The sequence below is a fragment of the Enterococcus sp. AZ048 genome (genome assembly GCF_051715125.1).
In the GTDB taxonomy this organism is placed as follows: Bacteria; Bacillota; Bacilli; order Lactobacillales; family Enterococcaceae; genus Enterococcus_A; species Enterococcus_A gilvus.
Genome location: NZ_JBIOTD010000001.1, coordinates 676,415 through 701,874, shown reverse-complemented (window position 1 = coordinate 701,874; position 25,460 = coordinate 676,415). Strand labels below are relative to the sequence as shown.

Annotated in this window: 23 protein-coding genes, 2 tRNA genes and 1 other annotated feature; of the genes, 4 read left to right on the top strand and 21 right to left on the bottom strand. The window is 42.0% G+C overall.

All coding sequences use genetic code 11. The features are described 5' to 3' along the window. Positions 1-56: 56 nt before the first annotated feature. The 8 genes from radC to IGI66_RS03465 all read right to left on the bottom strand — a co-directional run bounded on the left by radC (position 57) and on the right by IGI66_RS03465 (position 11,010). Positions 57-746 carry a RadC family protein gene (gene radC / locus IGI66_RS03500; protein WP_010781608.1) on the bottom strand — a complete coding sequence of 230 codons (690 nt, stop codon included), beginning with the start codon at positions 744-746 and terminating at the stop codon, positions 57-59. Between the two features lie 50 nt (positions 747-796). Further along, on the bottom strand, positions 797-1,456 hold the full coding sequence (locus IGI66_RS03495) for an HAD family hydrolase (RefSeq protein ID WP_086305497.1): 660 nt from the start codon (positions 1,454-1,456) through the stop codon (positions 797-799). Further along, complete coding sequence (locus tag IGI66_RS03490) at positions 1,443-2,756, bottom strand: bifunctional folylpolyglutamate synthase/dihydrofolate synthase (RefSeq protein WP_438847612.1); 1,314 nt, start codon at positions 2,754-2,756, stop codon at positions 1,443-1,445. Before IGI66_RS03490 ends, IGI66_RS03495 begins: the two co-directional genes overlap by 14 nt. Positions 2,757-2,946: 190 nt before the next feature. Continuing rightward, complete coding sequence (locus IGI66_RS03485) at positions 2,947-5,586, bottom strand: valine--tRNA ligase (RefSeq protein WP_314581554.1); 2,640 nt, start codon at positions 5,584-5,586, stop codon at positions 2,947-2,949. Positions 5,587-5,705: 119 nt separating this feature from the next. Beyond that, positions 5,706-5,918: a binding site (T-box leader), on the bottom strand. Positions 5,919-5,950: 32 nt separating this feature from the next. Then, entirely contained in the window at positions 5,951-6,586 is a 636-nt protein-coding gene (locus tag IGI66_RS03480; RefSeq protein WP_010781612.1) for a redox-sensing transcriptional repressor Rex, read from the bottom strand. 145 nt (positions 6,587-6,731) lie between these two features. Beyond that, positions 6,732-7,940: a tRNA uracil 4-sulfurtransferase ThiI gene (gene thiI / locus IGI66_RS03475; protein WP_438847609.1), complete on the bottom strand. Its 1,209-nt coding sequence runs from the start codon at positions 7,938-7,940 to the stop codon at positions 6,732-6,734. A 33-nt stretch (positions 7,941-7,973) separates the two neighbouring features. Beyond that, complete coding sequence (locus IGI66_RS03470; protein WP_431380742.1) at positions 7,974-9,116, bottom strand: cysteine desulfurase family protein; 1,143 nt, start codon at positions 9,114-9,116, stop codon at positions 7,974-7,976. A gap of 172 nt (positions 9,117-9,288) precedes the next feature. Further along, the gene (locus IGI66_RS03465) at positions 9,289-11,010 is read right to left on the bottom strand and encodes a septation ring formation regulator EzrA (RefSeq protein WP_431380743.1); all 1,722 of its coding nucleotides are present in this window, start codon (positions 11,008-11,010) and stop codon (positions 9,289-9,291) included. A 317-nt stretch (positions 11,011-11,327) separates the two neighbouring features. On the opposite strand from IGI66_RS03465, the gene IGI66_RS03460 reads away from it, so the two are divergent. Continuing rightward, positions 11,328-12,680, top strand: a complete 1,353-nt coding sequence (locus IGI66_RS03460; protein ID WP_010781616.1) for an aspartate kinase — start codon at positions 11,328-11,330, stop codon at positions 12,678-12,680. Positions 12,681-12,704: 24 nt separating this feature from the next. On the opposite strand, the gene IGI66_RS03455 is transcribed toward IGI66_RS03460, so the two are convergent. From IGI66_RS03455 to IGI66_RS03445, 3 genes are read right to left on the bottom strand one after another with little or no spacing between them, the layout of a single operon-like run. Then, a complete protein-coding gene (locus IGI66_RS03455) occupies positions 12,705-13,217 on the bottom strand; it encodes an HAD family hydrolase (RefSeq protein ID WP_438847606.1) in 513 nt (170 codons plus the stop codon). Between the two features lie 51 nt (positions 13,218-13,268). Continuing rightward, the gene (locus IGI66_RS03450; protein ID WP_086305492.1) at positions 13,269-14,105 is read right to left on the bottom strand and encodes a Cof-type HAD-IIB family hydrolase; all 837 of its coding nucleotides are present in this window, start codon (positions 14,103-14,105) and stop codon (positions 13,269-13,271) included. A 13-nt stretch (positions 14,106-14,118) separates the two neighbouring features. Further along, positions 14,119-14,949, bottom strand: a complete 831-nt coding sequence (locus IGI66_RS03445; RefSeq protein WP_316407523.1) for a DUF72 domain-containing protein — start codon at positions 14,947-14,949, stop codon at positions 14,119-14,121. 89 nt (positions 14,950-15,038) lie between these two features. On the opposite strand from IGI66_RS03445, the gene IGI66_RS03440 reads away from it, so the two are divergent. Further along, a complete protein-coding gene (locus IGI66_RS03440) occupies positions 15,039-16,013 on the top strand; it encodes an asparaginase (protein WP_438847603.1) in 975 nt (324 codons plus the stop codon). 31 nt (positions 16,014-16,044) lie between these two features. Here IGI66_RS03440 and IGI66_RS03435 read toward each other — a convergent pair whose 3' ends face one another. From IGI66_RS03435 to IGI66_RS03410, 6 genes are all read right to left on the bottom strand, one after another. Beyond that, the gene (locus IGI66_RS03435) at positions 16,045-16,782 is read right to left on the bottom strand and encodes an acyl-[acyl-carrier-protein] thioesterase (RefSeq protein WP_367377649.1); all 738 of its coding nucleotides are present in this window, start codon (positions 16,780-16,782) and stop codon (positions 16,045-16,047) included. Then, on the bottom strand, positions 16,783-17,616 hold the full coding sequence (locus IGI66_RS03430; protein ID WP_438847601.1) for a fructosamine kinase family protein: 834 nt from the start codon (positions 17,614-17,616) through the stop codon (positions 16,783-16,785). It lies immediately after the preceding gene. Between the two features lie 12 nt (positions 17,617-17,628). After that, positions 17,629-18,414: a tyrosine-protein phosphatase gene (locus IGI66_RS03425; RefSeq protein WP_438847599.1), complete on the bottom strand. Its 786-nt coding sequence runs from the start codon at positions 18,412-18,414 to the stop codon at positions 17,629-17,631. Between the two features lie 211 nt (positions 18,415-18,625). Next, the gene (locus tag IGI66_RS03420; protein ID WP_438847597.1) at positions 18,626-19,954 is read right to left on the bottom strand and encodes an aminopeptidase C; all 1,329 of its coding nucleotides are present in this window, start codon (positions 19,952-19,954) and stop codon (positions 18,626-18,628) included. 57 nt (positions 19,955-20,011) lie between these two features. Then, positions 20,012-20,986, bottom strand: a complete 975-nt coding sequence (locus IGI66_RS03415) for an acyltransferase family protein (protein ID WP_438847595.1) — start codon at positions 20,984-20,986, stop codon at positions 20,012-20,014. Between the two features lie 176 nt (positions 20,987-21,162). After that, positions 21,163-21,236, bottom strand: a tRNA-Asn gene (locus tag IGI66_RS03410). 126 nt (positions 21,237-21,362) lie between these two features. Here IGI66_RS03410 and IGI66_RS03405 point away from each other — a divergent pair. Beyond that, positions 21,363-22,529: a serine hydrolase domain-containing protein gene (locus IGI66_RS03405; RefSeq protein WP_438847594.1), complete on the top strand. Its 1,167-nt coding sequence runs from the start codon at positions 21,363-21,365 to the stop codon at positions 22,527-22,529. Between the two features lie 114 nt (positions 22,530-22,643). After that, positions 22,644-22,716: transfer RNA gene (locus IGI66_RS03400), tRNA-Thr, on the top strand. A 129-nt stretch (positions 22,717-22,845) separates the two neighbouring features. Here the strand turns inward: IGI66_RS03400 and IGI66_RS03395 are convergent. Genes IGI66_RS03395 through IGI66_RS03380 form a run of 4 tightly spaced genes read right to left on the bottom strand, consistent with a single transcriptional unit; the run spans position 22,846 to position 25,459 of the window. After that, complete coding sequence (locus IGI66_RS03395) at positions 22,846-23,247, bottom strand: PTS sugar transporter subunit IIA (protein ID WP_314581586.1); 402 nt, start codon at positions 23,245-23,247, stop codon at positions 22,846-22,848. Between the two features lie 25 nt (positions 23,248-23,272). After that, complete coding sequence (locus IGI66_RS03390) at positions 23,273-24,082, bottom strand: PTS system mannose/fructose/sorbose family transporter subunit IID (RefSeq protein ID WP_010781628.1); 810 nt, start codon at positions 24,080-24,082, stop codon at positions 23,273-23,275. Next, the gene (locus tag IGI66_RS03385) at positions 24,069-24,968 is read right to left on the bottom strand and encodes a PTS mannose/fructose/sorbose/N-acetylgalactosamine transporter subunit IIC (protein ID WP_010781629.1); all 900 of its coding nucleotides are present in this window, start codon (positions 24,966-24,968) and stop codon (positions 24,069-24,071) included. The genes IGI66_RS03390 and IGI66_RS03385 overlap by 14 nt, the downstream gene beginning before the upstream one ends. A gap of 11 nt (positions 24,969-24,979) precedes the next feature. Further along, positions 24,980-25,459: a PTS system mannose/fructose/N-acetylgalactosamine-transporter subunit IIB gene (locus IGI66_RS03380; protein WP_438847591.1), complete on the bottom strand. Its 480-nt coding sequence runs from the start codon at positions 25,457-25,459 to the stop codon at positions 24,980-24,982. Between the last annotated feature and the right edge of the window lies 1 nt (position 25,460).

The window sequence follows — 25,460 nt, the reverse complement described above, 5'->3', positions numbered from 1 at the left end:
AAGCTACATTAATAGTTTAACATTCTACTTATTCTTAGCGCAAGGGTTTTCAATCGCTACTTTAAGTACTTTTCTTCACGTAAACTGAAATATTTGGTTTCTCCAACAATAATATGATCTAAAAGCTCGATTCCCATCATTTCACCACACTCTTGCACGCGTTTTGTAAAGTCCAAATCATTGGATGACGGTGTTGGATTTCCTGACGGGTGATTATGGCCTAAAACAACGCGTGCCGCACTGATACGCACCGCTTCCCGAAATATTTCTCGTGGATGCGCGATGGATTGATTCAGTGATCCGATAAAAATAGTTTTCTGTAAAATAATTTCATTTTTTGTATTTAAAAAGAAGGCGACCAAATGCTCTTGTTGATAGTCCTTTAATTCCGTGATCAAAAGCTGACCTAAAGAAAGACTTGATTGGACCCTTCCCATCTTCGGCTGCAGCGCACGATTGATTCGATAGCCAAATTCCATCATGGCTTTTAATTCAATGGCTCGTGTCTCGCCGATTCCTTTAAATTTCTGCAACTCATGCAACGTTGTGTGCTTTAAATTATAAAGGTCCGGGTATTCCCGCAAGATCGTTCCGGCTAATTCCATCACATTTTGCTGACGCGAACCGTTTCGCAAAATGATCGCCAACAGCTCCTGATCCGACAAATGCTTTTCGCCTTCCCGCAACAAACGCTCACGTGGCCATGAACTCTCAGGCAATTCTTGCAACAACAAACTTTTTTCCATAAAAAAACTCCTTTACGCACTTTTCAATAAGGTACGCAAAGGAGCCTGTGTTAAGCTTCTAAAAAGTTGATGACGTCATGCAGTGTTGGTAAAACGGCTGCTGTTTTTTCTTCGAGTTCCGCAGTTGGAGGGATAATATCTGGAACCATGACCACAGGGACACCCGCCCCTTCGGCAGCTAAGATGCCGTTTTTAGAATCCTCCAAAACCAATCCTTCTTCTCGAGCGATCCCTAAACGATCCACCGCGATCTCAAAAATCTCAGGATCAGGTTTCGCATACTTTACATCATCAGCAGAAACAATGTCCGAAAACTTGTCTCGAATGCCTGCATGCTCTAATAGAATTTCAATGACAGGACGTACATTGCTTGATGCAAGAACACGAGGAATGTTTTTTTCTTCTAAATAAGCCAGCAACTCGTGAACTCCCGGCTTCAAATCAACTTCCCCCGTCTTGAACCGATCGTGGGCCATTCCCCAACTTTCGTCAATGAATTTTTGGACCGTTTCTTTTCCGTGATCTGCATACATCTCGTGCAAGGCTTCCCACACTTCTTCATCAGAGATCCCGATAAAACGGTTATACACATCCTTCGTGAAGGGCAGGTCGTACTTTTCAGCTACCACCAAATTTGCTTCACAATAAATTGATTCTGTATCAAACAATAAGCCATCCATGTCGAAAATGATTCCCTTAACTTTTTTCATTCTTACCTCCTAAGTTTAATAATAATTGACGCACTTCAGAAACGAAGTACAGTGATCCAGTAATTAATAGTAGATCGTCAGCTCCCATATCTTCTAGCAATTCGCCTAAGCCAAATTGCCAGAGTGAGACAACGTCAAAACGGCTGTCTGACTTATCGAAGCGGCTAAGATCCAACGCCTTTGGGTACTCAAACGTCGTTAAATAAATATGTGCATTAGGAATTTCTGAAAGCAGCGACAACATTTGGTCCACATCCTTTGTCTCCAATGCAGAGAACAGAATTCGGATAGTGTACCCTCGAAATTCTCGCTTCATATTTTCTGCCAGTCGTTTGATGGCATGTCCATTATGCGCGCCATCCATCACGATCAAGGGTTCGTCACTGATTTTTTCCATACGAGCAGGCCATTGCGCGTTTGCCAATCCTTTTTGTATCGTTCTTTCTTCAAAAGGCAAACCTTGCCCTTCACAATACAGATGATACAACATGATCGCCACCCCCGCATTTTCAACTTGATGACGGCCCAACAGCGGAACTTTCAACGACGTTAGCTTTCCTGCTGAATCTGTAAAACTAAACAACTCGCCCCAGTTCGGATCAGGTCGCAAATAATCTACCTGATATTCTTCCCCGTAACGATAGATCTTTGCTGTTTCAGCGACCGCTTTTTCCACGATTTCAATCAAAGGCCCTTTGGTGATGTTTCCAGTAACGACAGGGACATTTTTTTTGATGATCCCTGCCTTCTGCTGAGCAATCTCATTTAAGGTATCTCCCAAAATCTCCATATGATCATAACTAATCGTCGTAATCGCAGTCAAAATAGGCGACACGACATTCGTGGAATCTAACAAACCGCCCAACCCAACTTCAACGATCGCGACATCTACTGCTTCCTCTGCAAAATAATCCAGCATGATCGCAGTTAAAATCTCGAATTCCGTGATTCCACCAATAGCCGGCTGAACATCCAGGTCAGCAACAATAGGCTGGTATTTTTCTACGTAATGAATCAGGGCAGAATCAGGAATCGGCTGCGCGTCGATCGCGATTCGTTCGTTGAACTCTTCAATATAAGGGGAGGTAAAACTCCCGACCGTCACTCCTGCCTCTATGAAGATACTGCGTAAATAGGCAACTGTAGAACCTTTCCCGTTCGTCCCAGCGATATGAATGACAGGAACTTTTTTTTCTGGGTTCTCTACTTTATCTAGTAAGGCTTGGATACGGTCTAAACCTGGACGTGATCCAAATTTTTTTCGACTGTGAATCCAAGCAATCGCTTCATCTATCGTCAAATTACTCGCCTCATTTTTATCTTTTTTTACATGCTTCTAGTATAGCAAAGATTTTCAAAGAAAGATTGCCAAGCGCTGGTGATTTTTTTTAAAGACTCCTTTCATAGCTGAATTCCTCAATTTCCACTTCAGGTGAATAAAAAAATGAGTACAGCTTTGATTTAGCCGTACTCACTTTTTATTTTTCTTTTTAAGAAATCGTTCGTAAGCTTTCGATCCGATCTTGAACCGCTGCTTGTTTTTCCAAATAATCTTTTTCTTTTTCACGTTCCTCTGCAACGACACTTTCAGGAGCATTTGCCACAAAGCGTTCATTGGCTAATTTTCCTTGCACGCGTTTCACTTCGCCGTTCCATTTGTCTAATTCTTTTTCTAAGCGTTTGATTTCTTCTTCAATATTGATCAATCCAGCTAACGGAAGATAAATCTCAGCACCCGTCAAGACTGCGGACATCGCTAAATCCGGTGCGGTAATGTCGCTTGAGATCACCAATTCCTCTGGATTACAGAAACGTTCGATATAGCTCGTATTTTCAATTAAGAATTCATCCACTTTTGCATCACTGGTTTTGATCAGCAAAGTGATCGGCTTAGAAAGTGGTGTATTTACTTCAGCACGAATATTCCGAACAGAGCGAATCAATTCCTTCAGAACTTCCATTCCTTTTGCTGCAGTTTCGTCATTGTTTTCAGGGTGAACCACTGGATACTCCGCAACAACTAAGGACTCTCCGGTATGAGGGATTTTCGCCCAAATTTCTTCTGTCACGAACGGCATGATTGGGTGTAACAGACGCAATGTTTGATCCAGAACATATACTAAGATACTCTTGGTTGTTTGTTTGGCTTCTTCATCTTCCCCGTAAAGAATTTCTTTACTCATCTCGATATACCAGTCACAGAAGTCATCCCACATGAAGTTGTACAATTGACGACCCGCTTCACCGAATTCAAATTGGTCAAATAAGCTCGTTACTTTTTCGATGGTCTCATTTAAACGCGTCAAGATCCAACGGTCCGCAACGGTTTTTTCACCAGAGAAATCAATGTCTGCCGGTGTGAAGCCTTCAACATTCATAATCACAAAACGAGACGCATTCCAAATCTTGTTGATGAAGTTCCATGCAGCATCCATCTTTTCATAGCTGAAACGTACATCTTGACCCGGCGCTGAGCCAGTAGATAGAAACCAGCGTAAAGCATCGGCACCATATTTTTCAATGACATCCATAGGATCAATCCCGTTGCCTAGGGACTTACTCATTTTGCGTCCTTGTTCGTCACGAATCAATCCGTGAATCAACACATTTTTGAATGGGCGTTCGTCCGTGAATTCCAAGCTTTGGAAAATCATTCGACTCACCCAGAAGAAAATAATGTCGTAGCCTGTCACTAATGTGCTCGTTGGGAAGTAGCGTTTATAATCTTCGCTCTCCTCATCCGGCCACCCCATCGTAGAAAACGGCCACAAGGCAGAGCTGAACCAAGTGTCCAGTACATCTGGATCTTGTTCCCAATTTTCGCTGTCGGAAGGAGCTTCCATCCCAACGTACATTTCACCCGTTTCTTTATGATACCAAGCTGGAATCCGATGTCCCCACCATAATTGACGAGAGATTACCCAATCATGAACGTTTTCCATCCAAGTCATGAAGGTATTGTTGAAGCGCGGCGGGAAGAATTCCACCGCATTCTCTGTGCTTTGATTTTTGACTGCCTGATCAGACAACGGCCCCATCTTCACAAACCATTGTGTAGATAAACGTGGTTCAACAACAACGCCTGTACGCTCAGAATGACCGACACTGTGAACCATTTTTTCAACCTTGATCAAACGACCGATTTCTTTTAGATCAGCCACGATCATTTTACGCGCTTCAAAACGATCCATGCCTGCATATTTACCGGCAAGCTCATTCATGCTGCCATCTGGATTCATAACATTTACCCGTGGCAAGTCATGACGATTACCAACCTCAAAGTCATTTGGGTCATGGGCCGGTGTGATTTTCACAGCTCCCGTTCCAAATTCCCGATCCACATAACTGTCGGCGATAATTGGAATTTCCTTGTCTAATAGTGGTAAAATCGCTTTTTTACCAATCAACGCTTGGTAGCGCTCATCTTCTGGATGAACCGCGATCGCTGTATCACCTAGCATCGTTTCAGGACGAGTCGTTGCGATTTCTAATACGCCGCTGCCATCTGCTAACGGATAAGAAACATGGTAAAAGGCTCCTTCCACGTCCTTGTGGATCACTTCAATATCCGACAAGGCTGTTTTTGCCTGCGGGTCCCAATTGATGATGTATTCGCCACGATAGATCAAGTCTTTTTCATATAAAGAAACAAAGACTTTCCGAACAGCATCAGACAAGCCATCATCTAAAGTAAAGCGTTCGCGACCATAATCAAGGGACAATCCTAATTTTGCCCATTGCTCCCGAATGTGTCCTGCGTATTCCTCTTTCCATTCCCAAACTTGATCAACGAATTTTTCACGACCAAGATCATAACGAGAGATGCCTTGCTCTCTCAATTTTTCTTCTACTTTTGCTTGAGTAGCGATCCCTGCATGGTCCATTCCAGGAAGCCACAAGGTGTCAAAGCCTTGCATCCGTTTTTGTCGGATGATCATATCTTGTAGTGTTGTATCCCAAGCGTGGCCCAAGTGTAATTTTCCAGTTACATTGGGTGGCGGAATAACGATCGAATACGGTTTCGCCTGCTTATCTTCTGATGGCTTGAACAAGTCTTGATCTAGCCATTTTTGATAACGGCCCGCTTCAACCTCTTGAGGATTGAATTTTGTTGGTAAATTTTCAGTCATAGATGTTCCTCCTAAATAATCATTGTTTTGTGGATGATGGATGTTAATCAGCCAAGAAAGAGTCCTTATTCCTATTGGAAAAAGCAAAACTAACAAAAAAAGCCTAGAACACAAGTGTGTTCTAGGACGTAAATTACGCGGTACCACCTAAATTGCAGAATATTCATCTGCCGCTCAAACATGTATAACGGTCATGTGCCGTGCGCTCTTACTTGCTTCAGATCGCAAAACTCCCAAGCTACCTTCCATGAGCCAAAGTGAAAATGTTTCAGCCGAGCATCTTCTCTCTTAACCTTCGTTTCTCATGTACTCCTCTTGATCATCGTAGCATCATTCTACAATGAAGTAGGATTCTTGTAAAGCCCTACTGTCCATCAAAATAAATCAACGTCTGCAATTCCGATGTTAAATCAATGTAATGGACATGAACATTGTCAGGGACGTTTAATGGGTCCGGTGCAAAATTCAAAATGGCAGTAATTCCGTTGTCCACCAATTGATCAATCGCTTTTTGTGCATTTTGGCTAGGCACCGTCGAGATGGCAACAGTGATTTTTTCTTTTGCCAACACCTCGTCCATTTCTTCAATTGAAAAAACAGGATACCCGCAAATCTCTTTTCCAATTTTTTCAGGATCATTGTCAAAGGCACAGACGATCGTCAAATTCTCATTCCGTCGAAAATTATTGTTCAGCAAGGCTTGGCCCAAATTACCACAGCCGATCAAGGCGATCCGCTTCTCTTCCTTGGTCTCCAGCATATCACTGAAAACTTTGATCAAGTCGCTGACATTGTAGCCATAGCCGCTGCGGCCCAGTTCACCAAAATGGGAAAAGTCGCGGCGAATCGTCGCTGAACCGACTTGGATCATTTTACTCAGTTCAGAAGATTTGACGCGGGTAACACCATTTTTTTCCAATCCTTTCAAATAACGCAAATACAAAGATAATCTTTTTGTTGTAGCTTTTGATAATTGTGGTTTTTGAATGATCCGCTCCATGATCGCACTCCTTTTTCGTATGGATGACTGTACTGGTCCTCACTGTTTGTTAAATACTTCACATATAGAATTCTAACATGTCCGAATAGTAATAACAATCTTTTGACAAAAAAAGAGCAAGAAAGTGGCTTTCTTGCTCAACGTACTATAAAAAGTCTGCGAATTCTTTTGCTTTTTCTGTTTTTTCAGGCGTGATTTCTTCGATCTTTATTCCAGCCAAGCAACGCGCCATCAACCCTTCAATATCAAAGCGTTCTTCCAATTCCAAAACCTTATCCAATTTTGGTCGCGTCTTTGGTTGCGGCGGCGCGAAAATCGTACAGCAATCCTCAAAAGGCTGGATGGCAATTTGGAAGGTATCGATCTTTTCTGCTAGCTCGATGATCTCCGTTTTATCCATCGTAACAACCGGACGGATGATTGGTGTAGCCGTCACCTCGTTGATCGCTACCATACTATGCAACGTTTGTGAGGCTACTTGTCCCAAAGACTCCCCGTTAACAATCACTAACCCATGACGCATCTCACGAATGGCGTCTGTTACGCGCAGCATCATCCGGCGTGTCAGAGTCATCCAATAGCCTTGCGGACTATGCTGTTTGATTTCTTCTTGAATCTCTGTGAAGGGCACTTCAATAAACTGAATACAACCAACGTAAGGTGTCAATTTTTCTGTAAGATCCTTCGCTTTTTGCAACGCTTGTTCGCTGGTATATGGCGGGCTCGCAAAATGAACCGCCTCAATTTCGACACCGCGCTTCATAGCTAAATACCCAGCAACAGGAGAATCGATCCCGCCAGACAGCATCAACATTCCTCGACCGCTCGTTCCAACGGGCAGACCACCCGCACCTTTGATCGTTTCATAGGAAAGATAAGCACTGTCACGGCGTATTTCAACACGTAAATTAATATCAGGATGCTTCATCTGTGCGCGAATCTCTGGACAGACATCCATGACTGCATCCCCTAGGTATTGTTGGATCTCGTGACTGTCCAACTCAAAATTGTGGTCGCTGCGTTTTGCCGTAATTTTAAATGTTTCATTTCCGGTATAAATTTCTTGCATGATTTGTTGAGTCATTTGCTTCAAAGCATCCAGGTTTTTGTCTACTTGAATACTTGGTGAAAAAGTTTGAATCCCGAAAACTTTTTCTAATCTTGGTAACACCAAATGGCTATCTTCCCCATTTAGCAAGATATGCATCCGGTCTCTGTCAGCATGAATCTTTAAGTTAGGAAACTCTGCCAATGCCCCCCGAACATTTTGCGCTAAGCGCATAATAAAGCTGCGGCGATTTTTACCTTTCGTTGATAACTCGCCGTAGCGCACCATAATCTCAGTATATTGCACGATCATTCTCCTTCATTTATAAAAGCATATCCGTTAATTGATTTTTGAAAATTTTTCATAGAGATGATTGAATACCACCATGAATTGTTCCGCTTCTGCCATCGTATTCGCTTCATCCAAGCTTACACGAACCGCCGTTGTCGCCGTATCATGGGGAACATTCATCGCATGCAAGGTCGAACTGTCGACTTTTTTCCGACTAGAGCAAGCACTTGTTGTGGATACAAAAATTTGCTTCTCCTCGAGGGCATGCACAAGAACTTCCCCGCGAATCCCCTTGATTCCAAAGGTCAAAATATGAGGCGCAAAATGTTCGTTTCCCGAAAAAACCGTTACTTTCTCATAACTTGAGAGTGCTTCTTTTAAATACTGGCGAATGAGCGCAGTGTGATCCGGTCTCTCTGCCTTTTTCTCAAGATGTAATCGCAAGGCTCGACTCATGGCTACGATCGCAGGAAGATTCTCCGTGGTTGCTCGTTGCCCACTCTCTTGTCCGCCACCATTTAAGAGCGGTGCTAATTTTCGTCCTGATTTCCAGTAAATAAATCCAACACCTCGAGGTCCGTGAAATTTATGTGCCGAAAAAGTAGCAAAATCGACCCGAGGCGTGAACCATTTATTTTCGTCCACTTTTCCGATTGCTTGGACCGCATCTACGTGAAAATGGATGGTGGGATACTTTTCTAATACTTCACTGATGGCTTCGATCGGTTGAATAGCTCCAACCTCGTTGTTGACACCCATAACGGAAACTAGGATTGTTTCTGGACGGATCAATGCAGCAAGCTTATCTACTTGCACAACCCCCTTCTCATCAACAGGTGCAATACTCACCTCGAAGCCGAGTTCTTTTAATTGCCCCGCCGTGCGGCTTACTGCTGGATGCTCCACACTAGAGATAATTAGGTGATTGCCATACTCTTTTTTTGCAATTGCTGTTCCTTTAACTACCCAATTGTCGCCTTCTGTGCCACCGCTTGTAAAGAAAATCTCCTTTGCCTCCACGTGCAGCAGTTCAGCGATTTGATTGCGTGCCTGTTGCAGCAATCGTGTCGCCTGCGTTCCTAAATCATGGAGACTCGACGGATTGCCCATAATACGTTGACTGGTCTTAACATATGTATCAAGTGCCAACGGATAAATGGCCGTCGTTGCACTATTATCAAAATAAATCATTTTCTGACCTTCCTTCAAAAATTCTTTCCTATTATAGCGAGAATGTTGCGAGTCTTCAAGTGTTCCTTGAAAACACGAGTATTTTCCTAAGCATTTAGTGATTCTTCCTCTCATTTTACCTACAAGTTTTCCAACTATTTAAGCGCAAAAAAAAGCTGAGCAAACGCTCAGCTTAAACTAAATCTCGGTTATTGAAATAGAAATCTTCAATTCGTTTAAAAGCACCTGGCTCAACACGTTCAAGTGCTGTTCCGATCTCATCAAGAGCATCTTGATAACGGTACTCTTTATTGAACAATTCCAAACTATTATCGATCGCATTCTTGATTTCAGGGTGCGTATGGCGATAACGGTTTGCGTATTGCATCATTTGTTCGGTCAATGCTGCAGCATCAACTAGATCATAGGTTTTTTGGTCTAATAGTTCCATGTCTTCATCACAAAGACTAACCAATTTATTGATGTCTTGCATATTGATGCGAATTTTATTTAACGCTTTGCTCAACTCTTCAACACGATCTGTTGCAACAAAGAAGAATTCTAGATAATCTCCAGGCAGACCTGGTAAACGTTGTTGTTCAACATACCGTTTTAGATTGCGCAGACGGAATTCGTATTTCTCGATTTTCTCAGAGGCTTCTTTCTCGCCTTTTCTTAAATCGTGCAAATCGTCATCGATTTCAACTTGTTTTGTCTCAATGTCGTCTAATACTTTAAACGCATCTTTGTAGAATACTTGAACCTCTGAATAAGACAATTCATGCTTATCAATTTGTGGTTCCATGTTGCGGTAGCGACGTTCCAATTCTTCGATCTCCGTTTGGAACCCGCGTGCACGACCTAATTCATTGTTGTTCAACGCGTAGCTTTGAGATGTATGATCCAACTCCACCATTAATTGATGATTGTTGCGAGAAGCATGCCCAATGTATTCCCCGATCGTCTTACGATTCGTCAAAACATATTTTTTAGATTCAAATTCTTTTTCTAGCAACGCGTACAGGTCATCGATCAACTCAGCCGTTTCTTTGTTGGCTGTCTCTACAGTCCCCAACTCGATTTTTTCCAAATCTTCCAACGAACGTTCCACGTGTTTCTTCACTTTGTCCAAACGTTCTTCAAAATCGTCTTCTGGTAAAACGAAGTGATCAAGCATCATTTTGTTGTACGTCTTTTCTAACTCATCAATCTGACTTGGGAATGTTTTATCTAAATCTTCATAAATTGCAGGAACTTTCTGCATTGTCTCTTGCACTTCATAGGTGTGCTTTTCAGCATCGTCTAACACTTCGCGGGCCTCAATTGGATCGCCCGATGTATTTAACGTAACGAACTGTGTAAATTCGATTTCAACATTTTTGACCTGTTTTTGAATCTCTGGTAACGCAGGACCAAAGCTGTCTTTCTTTTCCTTTAAATCTTTCTTCAGCTCTTCGAAGACATCTAACGCTTGCTGTACAGCTAACGAATTCCGTTCTTCTGTTTCACGTAATTCCTTTAGCCCAGTACGAATGTTTTCTACTTCTTCTTCCATATCAGTCATCGTACGTTCTGCGCTCTCGATCGCTGATTTGCCCTTCATGAAGCGGAACGTTTCATTTTGACTCTCAACTTCAAAAATTTGACTTTCAAGTTCAGCAAAAGATTTTGTCGAAACATCCGTCCACTTTTGGTTCCATTCACGGAAAGTATTCTGACTTTGACCAACCAAGTGCATTTTCTTTACTTCGTCGACTTCCTCTACAACAGGAAGATCGAATAACGCTTCTTTCCTTTTATCAAGTTCTTTTAAGCGTTCTTGATTTTTTTTCTTCATCAGATAACCAATCAAGTATAAAACGGCAGCCAATATGACTAAGCCGATAACGATCCCTATGATTACATTACTTCCCATGTATGATTTTCCTTTCAACTATCAAGATTCAGTTTATTTAATGGTTCATTATTTTTCTGTTTTTTGGCGAAAACATCTAACGTAGATTATAACACAAAAGACATTTCTCTTCACTAGCTAGTTTTGAATTCATTCAAAAATGTTTATCGCACAGTCACTCCTCATACTAGCATTTTTTAATTACTGCTTCAATTCCTATAAATTTAAGATTGTTGTAATTTTATAAAGTTTTCTGCTCATGAAAGCGTCGAATCCCCTTGAAATTGTTGAACTTTTCAGATAATATTAAAGCCACATTAAAATAAGAGGTGATTAAAGTGAAAGTGATTAAATTTGGCGGAAGCTCTGTAGCTTCAGCTGAACAGCTAAAAAAAGTCTTAACAATCGTTTCTGACGACACTCGTCGTCGTTTCGTTGTGGTTTCTGCTCCAGGAAAGCGAACCAATAAAGACAAAAAGGTCACCGACTTATTGATTCAGTTTTACAATGCTGTAGCCTATAAACAAGAAACAGATGAATTGATCCGTGAAATCGTTGCTCGCTATACAGAAATAGCCTCCGAGTTTCACGTTGATGAGGATATTGAACACCGTTTCACTCACGAATTGCAACAACTGCAGGAAAATTATGATGAAGCAGATCCTTATGCCTTGGACAGCTTTTTAGCTAGTGGAGAAAATCTGAATGCACAATTAATCGCAGCGTGTTTCCGCAAAAGTGGTATGAAGGCGCGCTACATTAATCCAAAGGAACTAGGTATTACTGTTTCTGATGAACCACAAAATGCCCGAATCTTGGAGGAGTCCTACGAAAAGATTTATGAGTGGCGGGAAACGGAAGAAATTTTGATCATTCCCGGCTTTTTTGGGTATACACGTGATGGGCATCTATGTACTTTTTCTCGAGGCGGTTCGGATATCACCGGATCGATCGTTGCTGCCGGTTTGAAGGCTGATTTATATGAAAACTTTACCGATGTTGACGGTATATTTGCTGCTAGTCCAAAATATATCCATGCACCCGAATTGATTCAATGTGCGACGTATCGGGAGATTCGCGAACTCACTTACGCTGGATTTACAGTCTTTCATGATGAGGCCTTAATGCCGGCTTTTAAAGCGCAAATCCCCGTGATCATAAAAAATACGAATAATCCGGAATGCCAAGGAACTTTGATTAAAAAAGACTTCGAGAACGAGAGTCGCAATGAGGTCGTTGGTGTAGCCAGTGACGGCGGCTTTTGCGGGATTACGGTGGGTAAATATTTATTGAATAGAGAAGTCGGGATCGTTCGGCGGATATTGCAAATTCTTGAAGATCTGCATATTGGGTTTGAACACATGCCCTCTGGTATTGACGACATCTCCATTATTTTGCGCGAGCGTCAATTGACACGCGACATCGAAGCAGAATTAATGAAACAGATAGAAGAAAAAATCAAACCCGATCAGTTGTCCATCGAGCATGGCCTTTCAGTAGTCGCCCTTGTTGGTGAAGGAATGCGCGAACGGCCGGGGATTACCTCAGACAGCACCGCAGCACTGGCTCGAAAAAATGTCAATCTGCGAATGATCTCTCAGGGCGCCGATGAACGCAGCATCATCTTTACTATCCGCAGTGAGCACGAACGCCTCGCTGTTCGATCTCTGTACTACACGTTCTTTGATTAGAAGTATATAAAAAAGGAAAAGCCGTTAACTTTCGGCTTTTCCTTTTTGTCCATCTAATTCTTTTTTGATCAAAGGTTCGGGGGCATAGTTTTCCTGCCAATCCTCCGGTTTCATCACTTTATTTGTTACTGGATGGTAACGCGGCTTTCCATCAGGAAAGAGTTTCCCCATATTGGCACGATGAACAATTTCAAAAATCGGCTGAGGGTCTACACCGATCAATGCGAATGATCCATACGTAAAATACAATAGATCTGTTAAGGCGTCGACTTCCGAAATCAATGCATCTTCCACTGGTTCTGCTTTTGCTAGAACCTTTTCTTTTGCTTGATCGACACTTTCATGAAGTTTTTTTACTAAGTCTTCAAACTCTGCTTCATTTCCTTCAGCGACACCATATAAAAACTCAACGATTTCTTCCGCCTTAAAACCTGCCCGAAAACTTCCCCGATCTTTTGTAAATGCTCTTGGGGTCTCCGGCGGTTGTGGGGCAAAAGTCTGGTGGAACTCTCTTGCCATTTGATATGGTTCTTTCATATATAAAACTCCCTATTCCAATTAGCTATATAATTAAGAGAAATGATTTCCCTAAATAATCTCAAAGTGTTTCAATGCTTGATAAATGCCGTCTTTTTCATTTGTAGCAGTAACATAGTCCGCTTGCTCTTTCACTTCAGACAATCCATTGCCCATTGCGACTCCGATCCCAACCTTTTGAATCATCTCAATGTCGTTATAATGATCTCCAAACGCCATTACTTCGTCTAGGTTGATGCCCGCAGCTTTAGTAAATTCTAGAATCCCCTGATATTTTGAGCCATCCTTGGGTACAATATCAACAGAATAGGGATTGGATCGCTGAAAAGAACAATCTGGCAATAACTCTTTCAATCGAGAAGCCTCATTTTCTGCACTGAACAGAACACATTGATAGATCGGTTCTTGCAAGATCGTCAATTTTTTATAACGACCCTTTTCTCGATTGGGACTAAACGATTGCAGCAGCCTTCGCGTCGATCGTACTGGAAACCACTTTGGCATCCAGCCAGCAATTCGTTTCAAGAACGATTTTTGCGACCACTTCATCAAATGACTGCCGTCCACTCGCCGACGTCCACCGAATATGATCTGACGGTGCTCCCTATCAGCGAATGCAACGATACGTTGCAATGTCTCGGGTGAAAATGGACGAAGATAAATTTCTTTTTCTTTTGTATAGACCGCTTGCCCATTGTAGGTAACAAAAACATCCAATGGCAAATAATCGATTCTTTCTTTGATTTTTACTGGCCCTCTTCCTGTTGCGACTCCGCAAAATATCCCTTGCTCTTGTGCTAATCGGATTGCTTCACGTGTGGTATCCAGTACTTTTGAATCACTTGTGATTAATGTTCCGTCAATATCAAAAAAAATGGCTTTTATCATGGCACTCCCTCGTTTAGAATAAATCGATTTGGCTCGGATTCAGTCCCTCATACTCCAAGTTGAGAATCTTTTTTATGTGCATCGCATTGTCCGCCGCGTCACCGCCGGAATTGTTATTAAAAATAACGCCAACTTCCTTCGTATCCTGGGCGACTTGCTGGATTTTCTCACCTAATGATTCCAGTTCAGCCTGATTGTAACGGTACAATGTGCGTTTTTTGCGCCAATCCCCCGTACGATCATTCCAATAGGCTTGGTTCCTTCCATGGAATCGGAACAAGCTGAAGGTGTTGTTTGTCACTGTCGTATCTAATGGTACTGTATCTGGCAATTGCGGCTCATCCACCATCACCAGGCTAAAATTTAGTGATTGCATGAGCTGATGCGTCTTTTCGATAAACTCTTTGGCATACCAGCTGTAGTCTCTCAGCTCGATTGCGACTGGTAAATCTGGAAAGAGCTCCCGCAGCGTTTCTAAGTAGGCAACACTTTCTTTCGTACACTTAAATTGTGCCGGAAATTGCGCTAAAAAGCAAAATAACTTTTTACTTTCGATCATCGGTTGCAGGGTTTCTAAAAAATGCTCCTGCATTGCGGCCATGGAAGGATAACTATCTTGCCATTTACTTTGTCCTGTGAATCCTGAATACAGTTTCACCACAAAACGAAACTCTTCAGGAACTTGAGATAACCAATTTTCGACAGACTTTTTCGTGGCAATGCCGTAATAGTTCGTGTCTAACTCGACCAACGGCAAGTAGCCGGCGTATTCATACAAGGACGAGTTCTTTTTTCCAGTCAAACTAATGTGTTCATTAAAAGAAGTTAATCCAATTCGAATCATACAATCCTAGCCTCCTTCTGTTTCATAGTATACAATAAGCTTAGCAAAAAATTAGCAACAATGCGCTAAAAATGAATGGAGTAATCATAATGAAACGGATTTTGATTTTGCACACAGGCGGAACGATCTCAATGAGCCAAGATGCGGATGGCGCTGTTCGTCCAGATAAAAAAAATCCTTTGTTAGCAGCCGGCCAGGAATTACGTTTGCCTGCTGATATTGAATTAATTGTAGAAGATTTCTCGAACTTGCCTTCTCCTCACATCACTGTTGAGACAATGTTTGAATTGAAAGAACGCATCAAAGCAGCCAAAGAGGAAGGACTCGATAGTGTCGTTATCACTCACGGAACAGACACGTTAGAGGAAACAGCCTATTTTCTAGAAATGACGATTGGCGACCGGATGCCGATCATTTTAACAGGTGCCATGCGCTCGATCAACGAGCTGGGAAGTGACGGGCTTTATAATTTCGAATGCGCCATACGAGTAGCTGCTTCAGAGAACGCTATTGGAAAAGGTGTGCTGGTAGTCATGAACGACGAGGTCCACAGTGCGCGTTATGTTACGAAGACCCATACGACGAATGTCGCGACCTTCAGAACACCTACCTTAGGCCCGATCGGATTAGTCACAAAATCAAAAATTCTTTTCAAGCAAGAATTGCCCGTGACCACACGCTATGACATCGAGAGCTTTGATGCCATGATTCCTATTATTAAAGTCTTTGCCGGGATGCAGGGGGATTTCTTTGAACTATTAGATCAAGGAATTACTGTTGACGGCATCGTTGTGGAGGCTTTAGGGGCTGGAAATTTGCCGCCGCAAACATTACCGCCTTTTTATCATTTATTGGAAAAAGGGCTGCCCATCGTTTTAGTTTCGCGCTGCTTCAATGGCATCGCCGAACCTGTTTATGACTATCATGGCGGCGGTGTGGAATTGGCACAGCATGGTGTGATCTTCTGTAATGGGATCAACAGCCAAAAAGCTAGATTAAAACTACTCATTGCTTTGAACGCGAATCTTTCAAAAAAAGAACTGAAGCGTTTTTTAGAAGAATAACAAAAAAAGAAGCGGGATCGAAAAAATCGATTCAGCTTCTTTTTTGCCATAGAATATTTGCTTCACACGCGAGTTGATCGCCCAAACGGATCTCGTGGCGCGTTTTTACTTCTTCTCCATCGACTATGTCATAATAGCTTTCGATGTCATTGCCGTATAAGACTTCTTTATCGAATTTGACATTCACATAGCTGGCTTCGTGTTGTGTCATAAAATCATATCCAAGAACATCGATCAGCCAATTGAAGTACATGGCATTATTCACGTGATGATTGCTGTCAAGATCGTAATAGCGAACATGGTACAGCTGCTTCTGGTTTCCTTCGACCTTTTCGATTTTTGGCCAGCGATGAATCTTTTTGATTGGTGTAGACTCAAAAGGAGCCATCAATTCTGCATCCACACTGCTCATCTTTCGATTCTCAATGTCCATCAACACAAATGACATGTTGATTTTTACGATTTCTTCTCCTGCTTCGTCATATACGTAGTAGCTCCGATAACAGAAAAATCGATTGAATTCTGTCGGAACTGTCGTTATGTTGATGTGCTCGCCAACTTGAGGCAATCGATCAATCGTTACCTCCGTTTGTGTGATCACCCATGTGATGCCCAAAGTATTGATGTACTCTGTTCCTCGCTGCAACTCATCGCTTTGATCGGACGATGCTTTTATTGCCACACTTAACAACGCTGGAAATGTCATATTTTGATTGATATCGCACTCGTAATAGGCGACTTCATGATTGATGGTGTATCTTTTTCCCAATTACTTTCCTCCTAAAGCTAGAACACGATCTACCGCATTCCCATAACTCTCACCAAAAATATTCAGATGAACGAGTAGATAGTACAGTTGATAAACCGCAAGTCGATCTTGCCAACCTGCACGCATCGGTGAAATTTCCTGATAGCTGTCAATAAACTCCTGGCGAAACCCGCCAAAAAGCTGTGACATGGCTAGATCCATTTCTCGATGACCATAAGATACTGCTGGATCGACAAAGACGGGCTGCCCGTGAATGTCAAAAAAGGTATTGCCGCTCCAGAAATCTCCATGCAGCAGAGTTGGTTCAAAAGACATTGTACCCCATTTTTGATAGACCCACTCTTTAAATAACTGATAATTTTTTTCCCTTTGCGCAGTCCAATGATTTCGCTCGTTCGCTATTTTGATTTGAACCTCTAACCGATTCGCGAAATAAAAGGACCACCAATCTTTTGATTTTGTATTGATCTGAGGCAGAAGCCCCATAAAATTATTTCTTTTATACCCAAAATTGAGGGCCTTTATCCCATGAAGTTTGCTTAATTCAAGGGCCAGATCCTTTTGATCTCCCTCACCAGGCTCGATCCATTCCATTAAAAGAAAGGCCGCGTCCTCATAACTTCCGTGTTGATAGGTCTCAGGTACGCGCACCGCATTCCCCAGTTCCTTCAATCCGTCGACCTCTGCTTGAAAAAAATCAGCTGTCATTTGTGGATGGTATTTCAAAAAATAATCCTGATCGCCGTCTGTGACGCGGTAGGCTTGATTGATATCTCCGCCGCCAATGGGTACAGCTTTTGAATGCAGGTTTAAATAATTTAGCAATGCCTCCATTTTATCCGCTCCTCACAGTAAATAGATTTTTTTCAAATCGTTGATCTCTTGAGTTGATACGCCGATACCGTCATGAATAAATGCTGCTACCGTTCCATACTGCTCCTTGATTTTTTCAAAGCTGGTTTGCAAATAAATTTCTTTCGCTGACATCATATCTTCGATGCCATGCAAAGCTTCCGCAGGTACACCAGCAAGTTCAGCCTTCTCGTACATCTCCTGTACGACTATTTTTAAATAACGATTTGTGGCTAGATAATCTGTCATGATCGTTTCATTATCCACCCCAAAGCTGCTTAATAACAGTGCCGCCGCAAATCCAGTGCGGTCCTTTCCTGCTGTACAATGGAACATCAACCCTTTTTCCGATTCACTATTGTCCAAGGCCAGATCAAAAAATTTACGGTATTGCCCTCGAACATGTGCATCTGTTACAAAATGCGTATACACCTCGATCATTTGTTGGCGCGCATTTTCGCCATTTTGCATTCGATGCATCATTTTTTTCGGCGAAGCAGAGGCCGTTTCTGTTTCTTCAATTGGAAAAATGGGAAGAAAAATATTTTCCGCTTCTGGTATGGCTTGATCCGGCTGTGTCTCGCGTTCTTCTAACGAACGAAAATCAATGACCTTTTTGATCCCATACGCGTTTAAATAATTTTTATCCTGATCATCCAGATGATTGATGCTTGCTGAACGAATCAATTTCCGATACGCTATTTTTTGCCCATCTTTTGTTTCATAGCCGCCCAACTCACGCATATTTTCTGCATGACGAACCGATAGACGTTTAGACATACAACCACTCTCCTCATTAGGTGTGCTCATTCATTACTATAGTAGAACGAACATCCTTTTTGCTAAAAGTATAGCACAGTGAAAAAGAAAACGCTTTTTATAGTAAGAACAAACTCGTTGAAGCCCGTCGTATTCCTCGGGTCCTCTTGTATAGAAAAAATAGAATCGAAAAAGACCTGAAACAAGAATGATTGTTTCAGGTCCTCTTTCGTTACGCCAAAGCGCCCATTGGGTCCCATGGTGCGAGAACAGTTGGTTCTGCTTCAAAAGCAGCGAGTTGTTCAGGTGTTAAGAATTCTTTGCGGACAACGATTTGATAAGTATACTCATCCATCCAGTCATCGCTCATTACAAAGAAGCCCTTATCCCCGACTTTTTCACCCCAGCTGTTTTCAACTTTCCATTTTTTAGATTGATCATTAATGATATCCACACCAGTCAAGACCATGGCATGCGTCATCATGCTTTCCCCGTAATCCAATCGTTCCGCTTTGGTCATGGTCAAATCGACATCAAATAAATCCTCTACATCATATGCGTCCAATGCCATGATGCCGCTGTCCCGAGTGGAGGACTGTCCGACATCACAACCAAACCAGACAGACTCGCCTTGTTCCAATTGTTTTACAGCTAATGCTTTAAAATCAGCCATTTCCAGATTCAAATACTTCACTTCTTTGCCATCGATGACATTTCCCAACATATCCACGGTATAGGATTTCATGAAGGGTTTGTCATCAGTTGGCGCATTGATGATACTTACATAGTCCTCTAAGTTCAGATCAATGTATTTTTCATAAAAGCTTTTAGGAGTTAAGTCCTGATCTAGATGATAATTTTTTTCTTCATCGCGGTATTCAAAATCGAAAGCAGCAGGCGGTGTTCCCAGTGAGATCGCCAAAAGATTATAGACTTCTTGCAGCATCGCTTCTCGATTTGCCTGAATCTCTTCTTCAGTTGCTTTTTCGACTACCATTTGACGCAACAGTACGGCATGTTTACGCAATAATTTATTTAAATAATTATTTAAGTCCCGAGAATTTGAGCTATTGCTGCTTTCAGGCATCACAGCTTTTGGCACGACTCCGTATTTTTGGAAGAGTGACACGATCATGTCCCATTGTCCGCCATCTTGTTGAGGCGTCTGTAATAAAAAGGCGACTTCGCGACTGGTCACATCCTGTTGCGCAGTGTTCAATATATTCTCATAGAAATAATTGGCTTTTTCATATTTATCCCAAAAGAATGTGTAATTTTGTGAAAGTTCAAAGTCTTTCAACTGATATGTCGTCAATAATTTGTGACGGAAGGTATTTAGCGCCGCAAACATCCAGCAACGGCCAGATTGTTTTTGATTGGCGACTTTCCCGGTCGCAAGATCAATGGAAAAGATCGGGGTGTTCTCTACATGTGCTTGCACGTTTTCCGCAGAGGCCCGAATCCCATTTTTTACTACACCTCGTTGTAATGCGATCTGTTTAGAATTCTTTTCAAAAGCCTTACGAAAAGCTTGAGTTCGTTCGTTCGTAATTTTTGTCATAAAAAAACGCCTCCTTGCCTCTCATTTTACGCTTAATGAGGCAAAGAGACAATTAGTTTACAAACTCGGCTGTAAAACCTGCTTTCCTTTTTCGATCCATTGACCGACTCGCTTGCTTGATAACAGGACTGTCACAAGCATACTGAAGATGAACAATACGAGGATCGCCATCGTGTTGGCCTCAATAGTCAGATCCATTGCCCGCAAGCCCTTTACTAAAAAGCCATGGAGCAAATAAACGGTCAGGGTGTTTTTTCCCCATGTAGAGAAAAAATGACGGTTCTTCGGAACTACTAATAAAAAGGCGAGAATACCCACGAGTCCAGCCGCAAAAAAGAGCAGCCGCTGCGGTCCACCAAGAATGGGATGATTCAAATAATCTTCATAGGGTTTAGACCCGAACACCCAATATTTGTTGATCAAATCATTTCCTTGTATGAATAAAAACAATCCTCCGAACAATAAAACAGCGATCCATTTTTTAGGGTAGGTCTTTAGCTTCTCGATCCAAGACTTAGGAAGTGCATAGCCTGCCATAAAGTAAGGGAAAAAAGTCAATGTTCGTTGAAGTGCCAAATAGCGGTCAAAAATCGGAAAATACCCGACCAGCAACGCTACCACTACACTGGCAAGTAAAATGCGCTTCACTGAGAAATAATTTGTCAAATGAAGCAGAACATTCCAACAGAATAGGCTCAATAGAAACCATAATGACCACTGAGGAATCCCCAAATCGAAACTAAAGGAATCCTGTAGGCCGATCAGCGTATAATATCCTGAATACAGCAGTTGAAAAAATAGATACGGCACTAATAATTTTTTAACTAAATTCATAATCGGCTTCGGTCCACTTTTCGTAAAATAGCCTGATATCAAAATAAACGCCGGCATATGGAACGTAAAAATGAAATAGTACAAATCATTGTACAAAGGATGATCATCTGCAAGTGGTTGAAGAAGATGACCAAATACCACTAAGATCATCAAGAAAAGTTTTGCGTTGTCAAAATAGGCATCGCGTTTTTTCATCATATCCCTCCTTCCTCCAGTATAACGAGAATTTTTTTCAGGTTCAAAAGGATTGAACGAGTTTTAAAAAAAGGTCATCTTTTTCTCAATCTTTCCCTCATATTTAACAACTTTATTCATATAAAATTCACTTTTTAGGTGTAAAAAAATAGAGACGATCAAATGATCGTCTCTAAAGACTCCGGCAGTAGGACTCGAACCTACGACATCATGATTAACAGTCATGCGCTACTACCAACTGAGCTATGCCGGAAGAATACTTTTTTATAATAGCAATTTTTGAAGTATCGTGCAATCCTAAATTTTAAAAAAACGCCTCGTATGATACGGACCTTTAAAAAAATAATTTTTCCCATAAAACGGATCTAGGAGAATTTTTATGCCCCGTCGACTGCATCGAAAAAAAAGAAGAAAAACATCTATAAAATTTGGTTTGCTGTTCCTCCTCGCACTCATTCTTGTAGGGAGCGGAATCTACGTTGAACATGTTCCTACAGAGCAGGCAGCCTCAGAAAAAAAGGCGGCGAACGCCCCTGAGACTCTGCCGAAAACTTCAACGACTTTTACCAATCAGCAGTCCATTGAACCTAAAAATACTTTATCCGCAAGTATCGAACAATCCTTAGTAGAAAAAGACTTTAGCGGGACTGTTCTAGTCTTTCACCATGGGCAAGTCATTTTGAATAAAGCCTATGGATGGAAAAACCAATCAAAACGAATACGGAACACGATCAATACCCAATACTGTATTGGTTCGGTTCAAAAAGGCCAAACCGCCTATTTGATCATGCAGGCTATCAAAGCGGGAAAAATCACTATGGATGAAAAACTCAGCGCCTTTTTCCCCGAAATACCCAATAGTGACAACATCTCTATTAAAGACATGTTGAATATGAGTTCCGGTCTGCGCATCGATGAAAAGAAGATCAATGCATTGAATACAACGGATACTAAAGAAATTCTAAATGCCACGGTCCAACAAACAACTGTTGCCCCTACTGCAAGTTACTCCTATCAACCGGTGAATTATGTGCTGCTCGCCGGTGTTTTAGAAAAGGTTTATCAAAGCGACTATGATCACTTATTTGAGAAATTATTGAAGGAACCGATGGGACTTGGTGAGACCAGTTTTTACTCTGCCTCTAACACGGCTCAGGCGCTCTCTTATTCTCAAAATGTTGGGAATCCTATCTATGCACCAACAACGGCTTCCTCCTATGCCGATGAATTAGGAACAGGAAATGTCTTTATGACTTCTAGTGATCTCTATCATTATTTCCGCAACCTTTTTGATCCGCACTTTTTGACGACTGAGGAACGCACAGACCTGTTGTACACGTATCCCGGTGAAAAATATGCGAGTGGATTGTACGATACGAATACGTATTACCATACTCGGGGGGTAAAAGCTCGCTTTGAAGCAGTCGCTAACTTTTCTAAAGATGGCCAAAACGGAATTATACTACTTTCAAATGTATGGAATCAACCAAAAGGCTATAATGATTTCGCGGGTCAATTATATAAAAGAATCGCCGCCTCTGCTTAGGTGGCGATTCTTTTAAAATAATTCAGGTTATCCTTTTCAAAGGCTCTTTTTCTGACTAGGTAGTTGACAAACGACTGTTACTTCGCTATCCTATATCTTGTGTTAAATAACTATGCCGCCTTAGCTCAGCTGGTAGAGCGTTTCCATGGTAAGGAAGAGGTCGTCGGTTCAAGCCCGACAGGTGGCTCTTTTAGAAATCTTGAATATTCAAGGTTTCTTTTTTTTGCAGCTCATTCTTCCGGATTAGGGAACATTTGAATAAAAAAATCGTAACGAAGCAAGAGCCAGAGGAAAATTCCTCTGGCTCTTGTATTCGTTACTCGTCTTCGTCATCGTCGCTGTTGATTCGTTCATTCACATGACAAATATTGCTTGTGGCAGCTTCGACTAATGCGAGTTCTGTTCCAATCAATTCACTATTGATAAAGTCGATTACCATCGGCATGTTCATTCCTGCGTATAGGTCAATCGCTTGGCCTTCTAAAATCATTCGCGAAACGACGTTGCAGGGGGTTCCTCCCATGAGGTCTGCTAAAACGATGAACTCATCCAATTCAGCGATCACTGCTTCAAATTTGGTTTGGAAATCTTCTGCTGATTCTGAAGGGAGCAGCCCGACAGTGTGGATACTTTTCTGTGGTCCCATGATCATTTCCGTACTCTTTTTTAATTCTTCACAAAACAATCCATGGCTGATTAAAACTAGGTCTTTGCTCATACATTCTCTCCTTGTACAGTTATCATTACTTGGAAATTACTCCTAATGCAGATAAAGCAACACAAACGACTAATACGATAAAGATCGCTTTCGTAGACGTCATGTTCTTTTTACCCAGCATCCAATACACACCGCCGACGATTCCTGCGGGTAGTAAGCGCGGCAAGATCATATCCAAGTTATTTTGCATATTCAAGGTAACGTCACCAATACTTGGTGCCCAAGAGAATTTTACATTGATCATTGTAGCAACCAAGGCACCGACCATGAATACCCCTAGCAACGTAGCAGCATCCGTTAAAGCCGTCAAGCGATGCTGCATCGTTGTCACTAAAGAGATTCCTTCTCGGTAAGCAAATTCCAGCTGTTTCCAGCGGAAGATCATCACGGCGATTTGTGCGACGATCCAGATGAATATCCCAGTTGGGTTTCCATTGATCGCCATATTTGCAGCCAATGCCCCGAAGATCGTAGGGATCAAAGCAGCGAAGATTGAATCTCCAATGGCAGCAAATGGCCCCATCAACCCGGCCTTCAACCCTGAAACTGTCTGCTTCCCGCCGATTCCCTCTTTTTCCTCAATCGCTAGATCGATCCCAGTAATGATCGTATTGAAGAAGTTGGACGTGTTAAAAAACTGTGTATGGGTTTTCATTACTTCTTTTAATTCAGGTGTATCATCGCCATAAATTTTCCGTAATTGCGGTAAGATCGTATACAAATATCCTGAGCCCTGCATCCGTTCATAGTTCCAACCTAATTGGAATGTGAACAAGCTTCTGCGATTGATCTGTTTAAAATCTTCCTTCGTCAACTTGTAATTAGATTTCGTCATCTTCGATCTCTCCTTCATCTGAATCATTGGAAGCATCCTCTTTTTTCTGTGCTGGTGCATTCGGGATCATTTGCCCATTTTTATAGCTGATCGCTGCTAAAGCAAACCCGATCAAGGCTACTGCTAACATTGGCAATGAATTGAAGACGCCCTCAAAGTTTTTCACGACACTCGCTACGCCGGTACCCAATACTTGCATATTCGTAAATACAGTCCCCAACAAAGCGGTCAAAGTGAAGCCTAGAATCAAATAAGGAAAATGTTTTTTCACTGGCAAGTAGCGAAGTAAAATAGCAAACCCGACAGCCGGTAACACCGCCCCAGCGACAGATAATCCATCACCCAGCCACTTCAGATCGCCATTTAGAACAGCCACTACTTTTTCGACAAGTCCGCCACCAAAAGCCAACGCTAGGAAAACTGGGATCATCCGAGAGAAAGACCACGGAATCGCACCCATTAGGAAATTCCGTTCAATGCCCTTGTAATTCATATCTTCCACCAATTTGTCGATTCGATGGGCAAAATACGTATTCGCAAAACGCGCCAAGATGTCCAACTGAATCATCAAGCTGGCAACAGGAACAGCGATTGCCGCAATCGCCTGCTCTGGATTCATCCCTAACGCAACTGAGAAAGCCGTTGCCAAGATCGTTCCAGAGTTGGCATCGATTTTAGAAGCTCCGCCAAATGTTCCTACTCCAAGTACGGTCAACTGCATACTACCGCCAATAATAAGTCCAGCTTTCAAGTCCCCCATCACTAACCCGGCGAACAATCCAGCAAAAACAGGTGCACTTAATGAAGAATAAATCTGTAATTCATCCAAAATTTGATACCCTGCATATAATGTTAATAATAAGATCTGCCACCATAAGATATCCATCATTCTTCCTCCTATTTCGCTAAAAGACTCATAAAGTCTTCTGCTTTGTCACTTGGGACCATTTGTGCGATCAAGCGTACACCTTTGGCATTCAACTGGTTGAATACGTCCACGTCTTCATCCACCACATTGATTGATTTCGTGATCGAACGCGTTTCTTCCGTTTGAGACATGTTCCCCACATTGATCTCTTCGATCGGTACGCCCAGCTCCACTAATTTCAATAAACGATCGGGTTTACGCGCGATGATCAATAGACGTTGGGAATCATACTTACCTGCCAAAATATTAGTTGCTGCCTTTTCAATTGGTAACACGCTCAGACGAACGCCGGCTGGTGTAGCTAATTTCAACCCGCTTTTTTCAATGTCGTTTTGTGCGACCTCATCGTCAACCACCATGATGCGCGAAATATTTAATTTCGTCGTCCATAAATTTGCTACCTGTCCGTGAATCAAGCGTCCGTCAATTCGTACTCCGATAATGCTCATA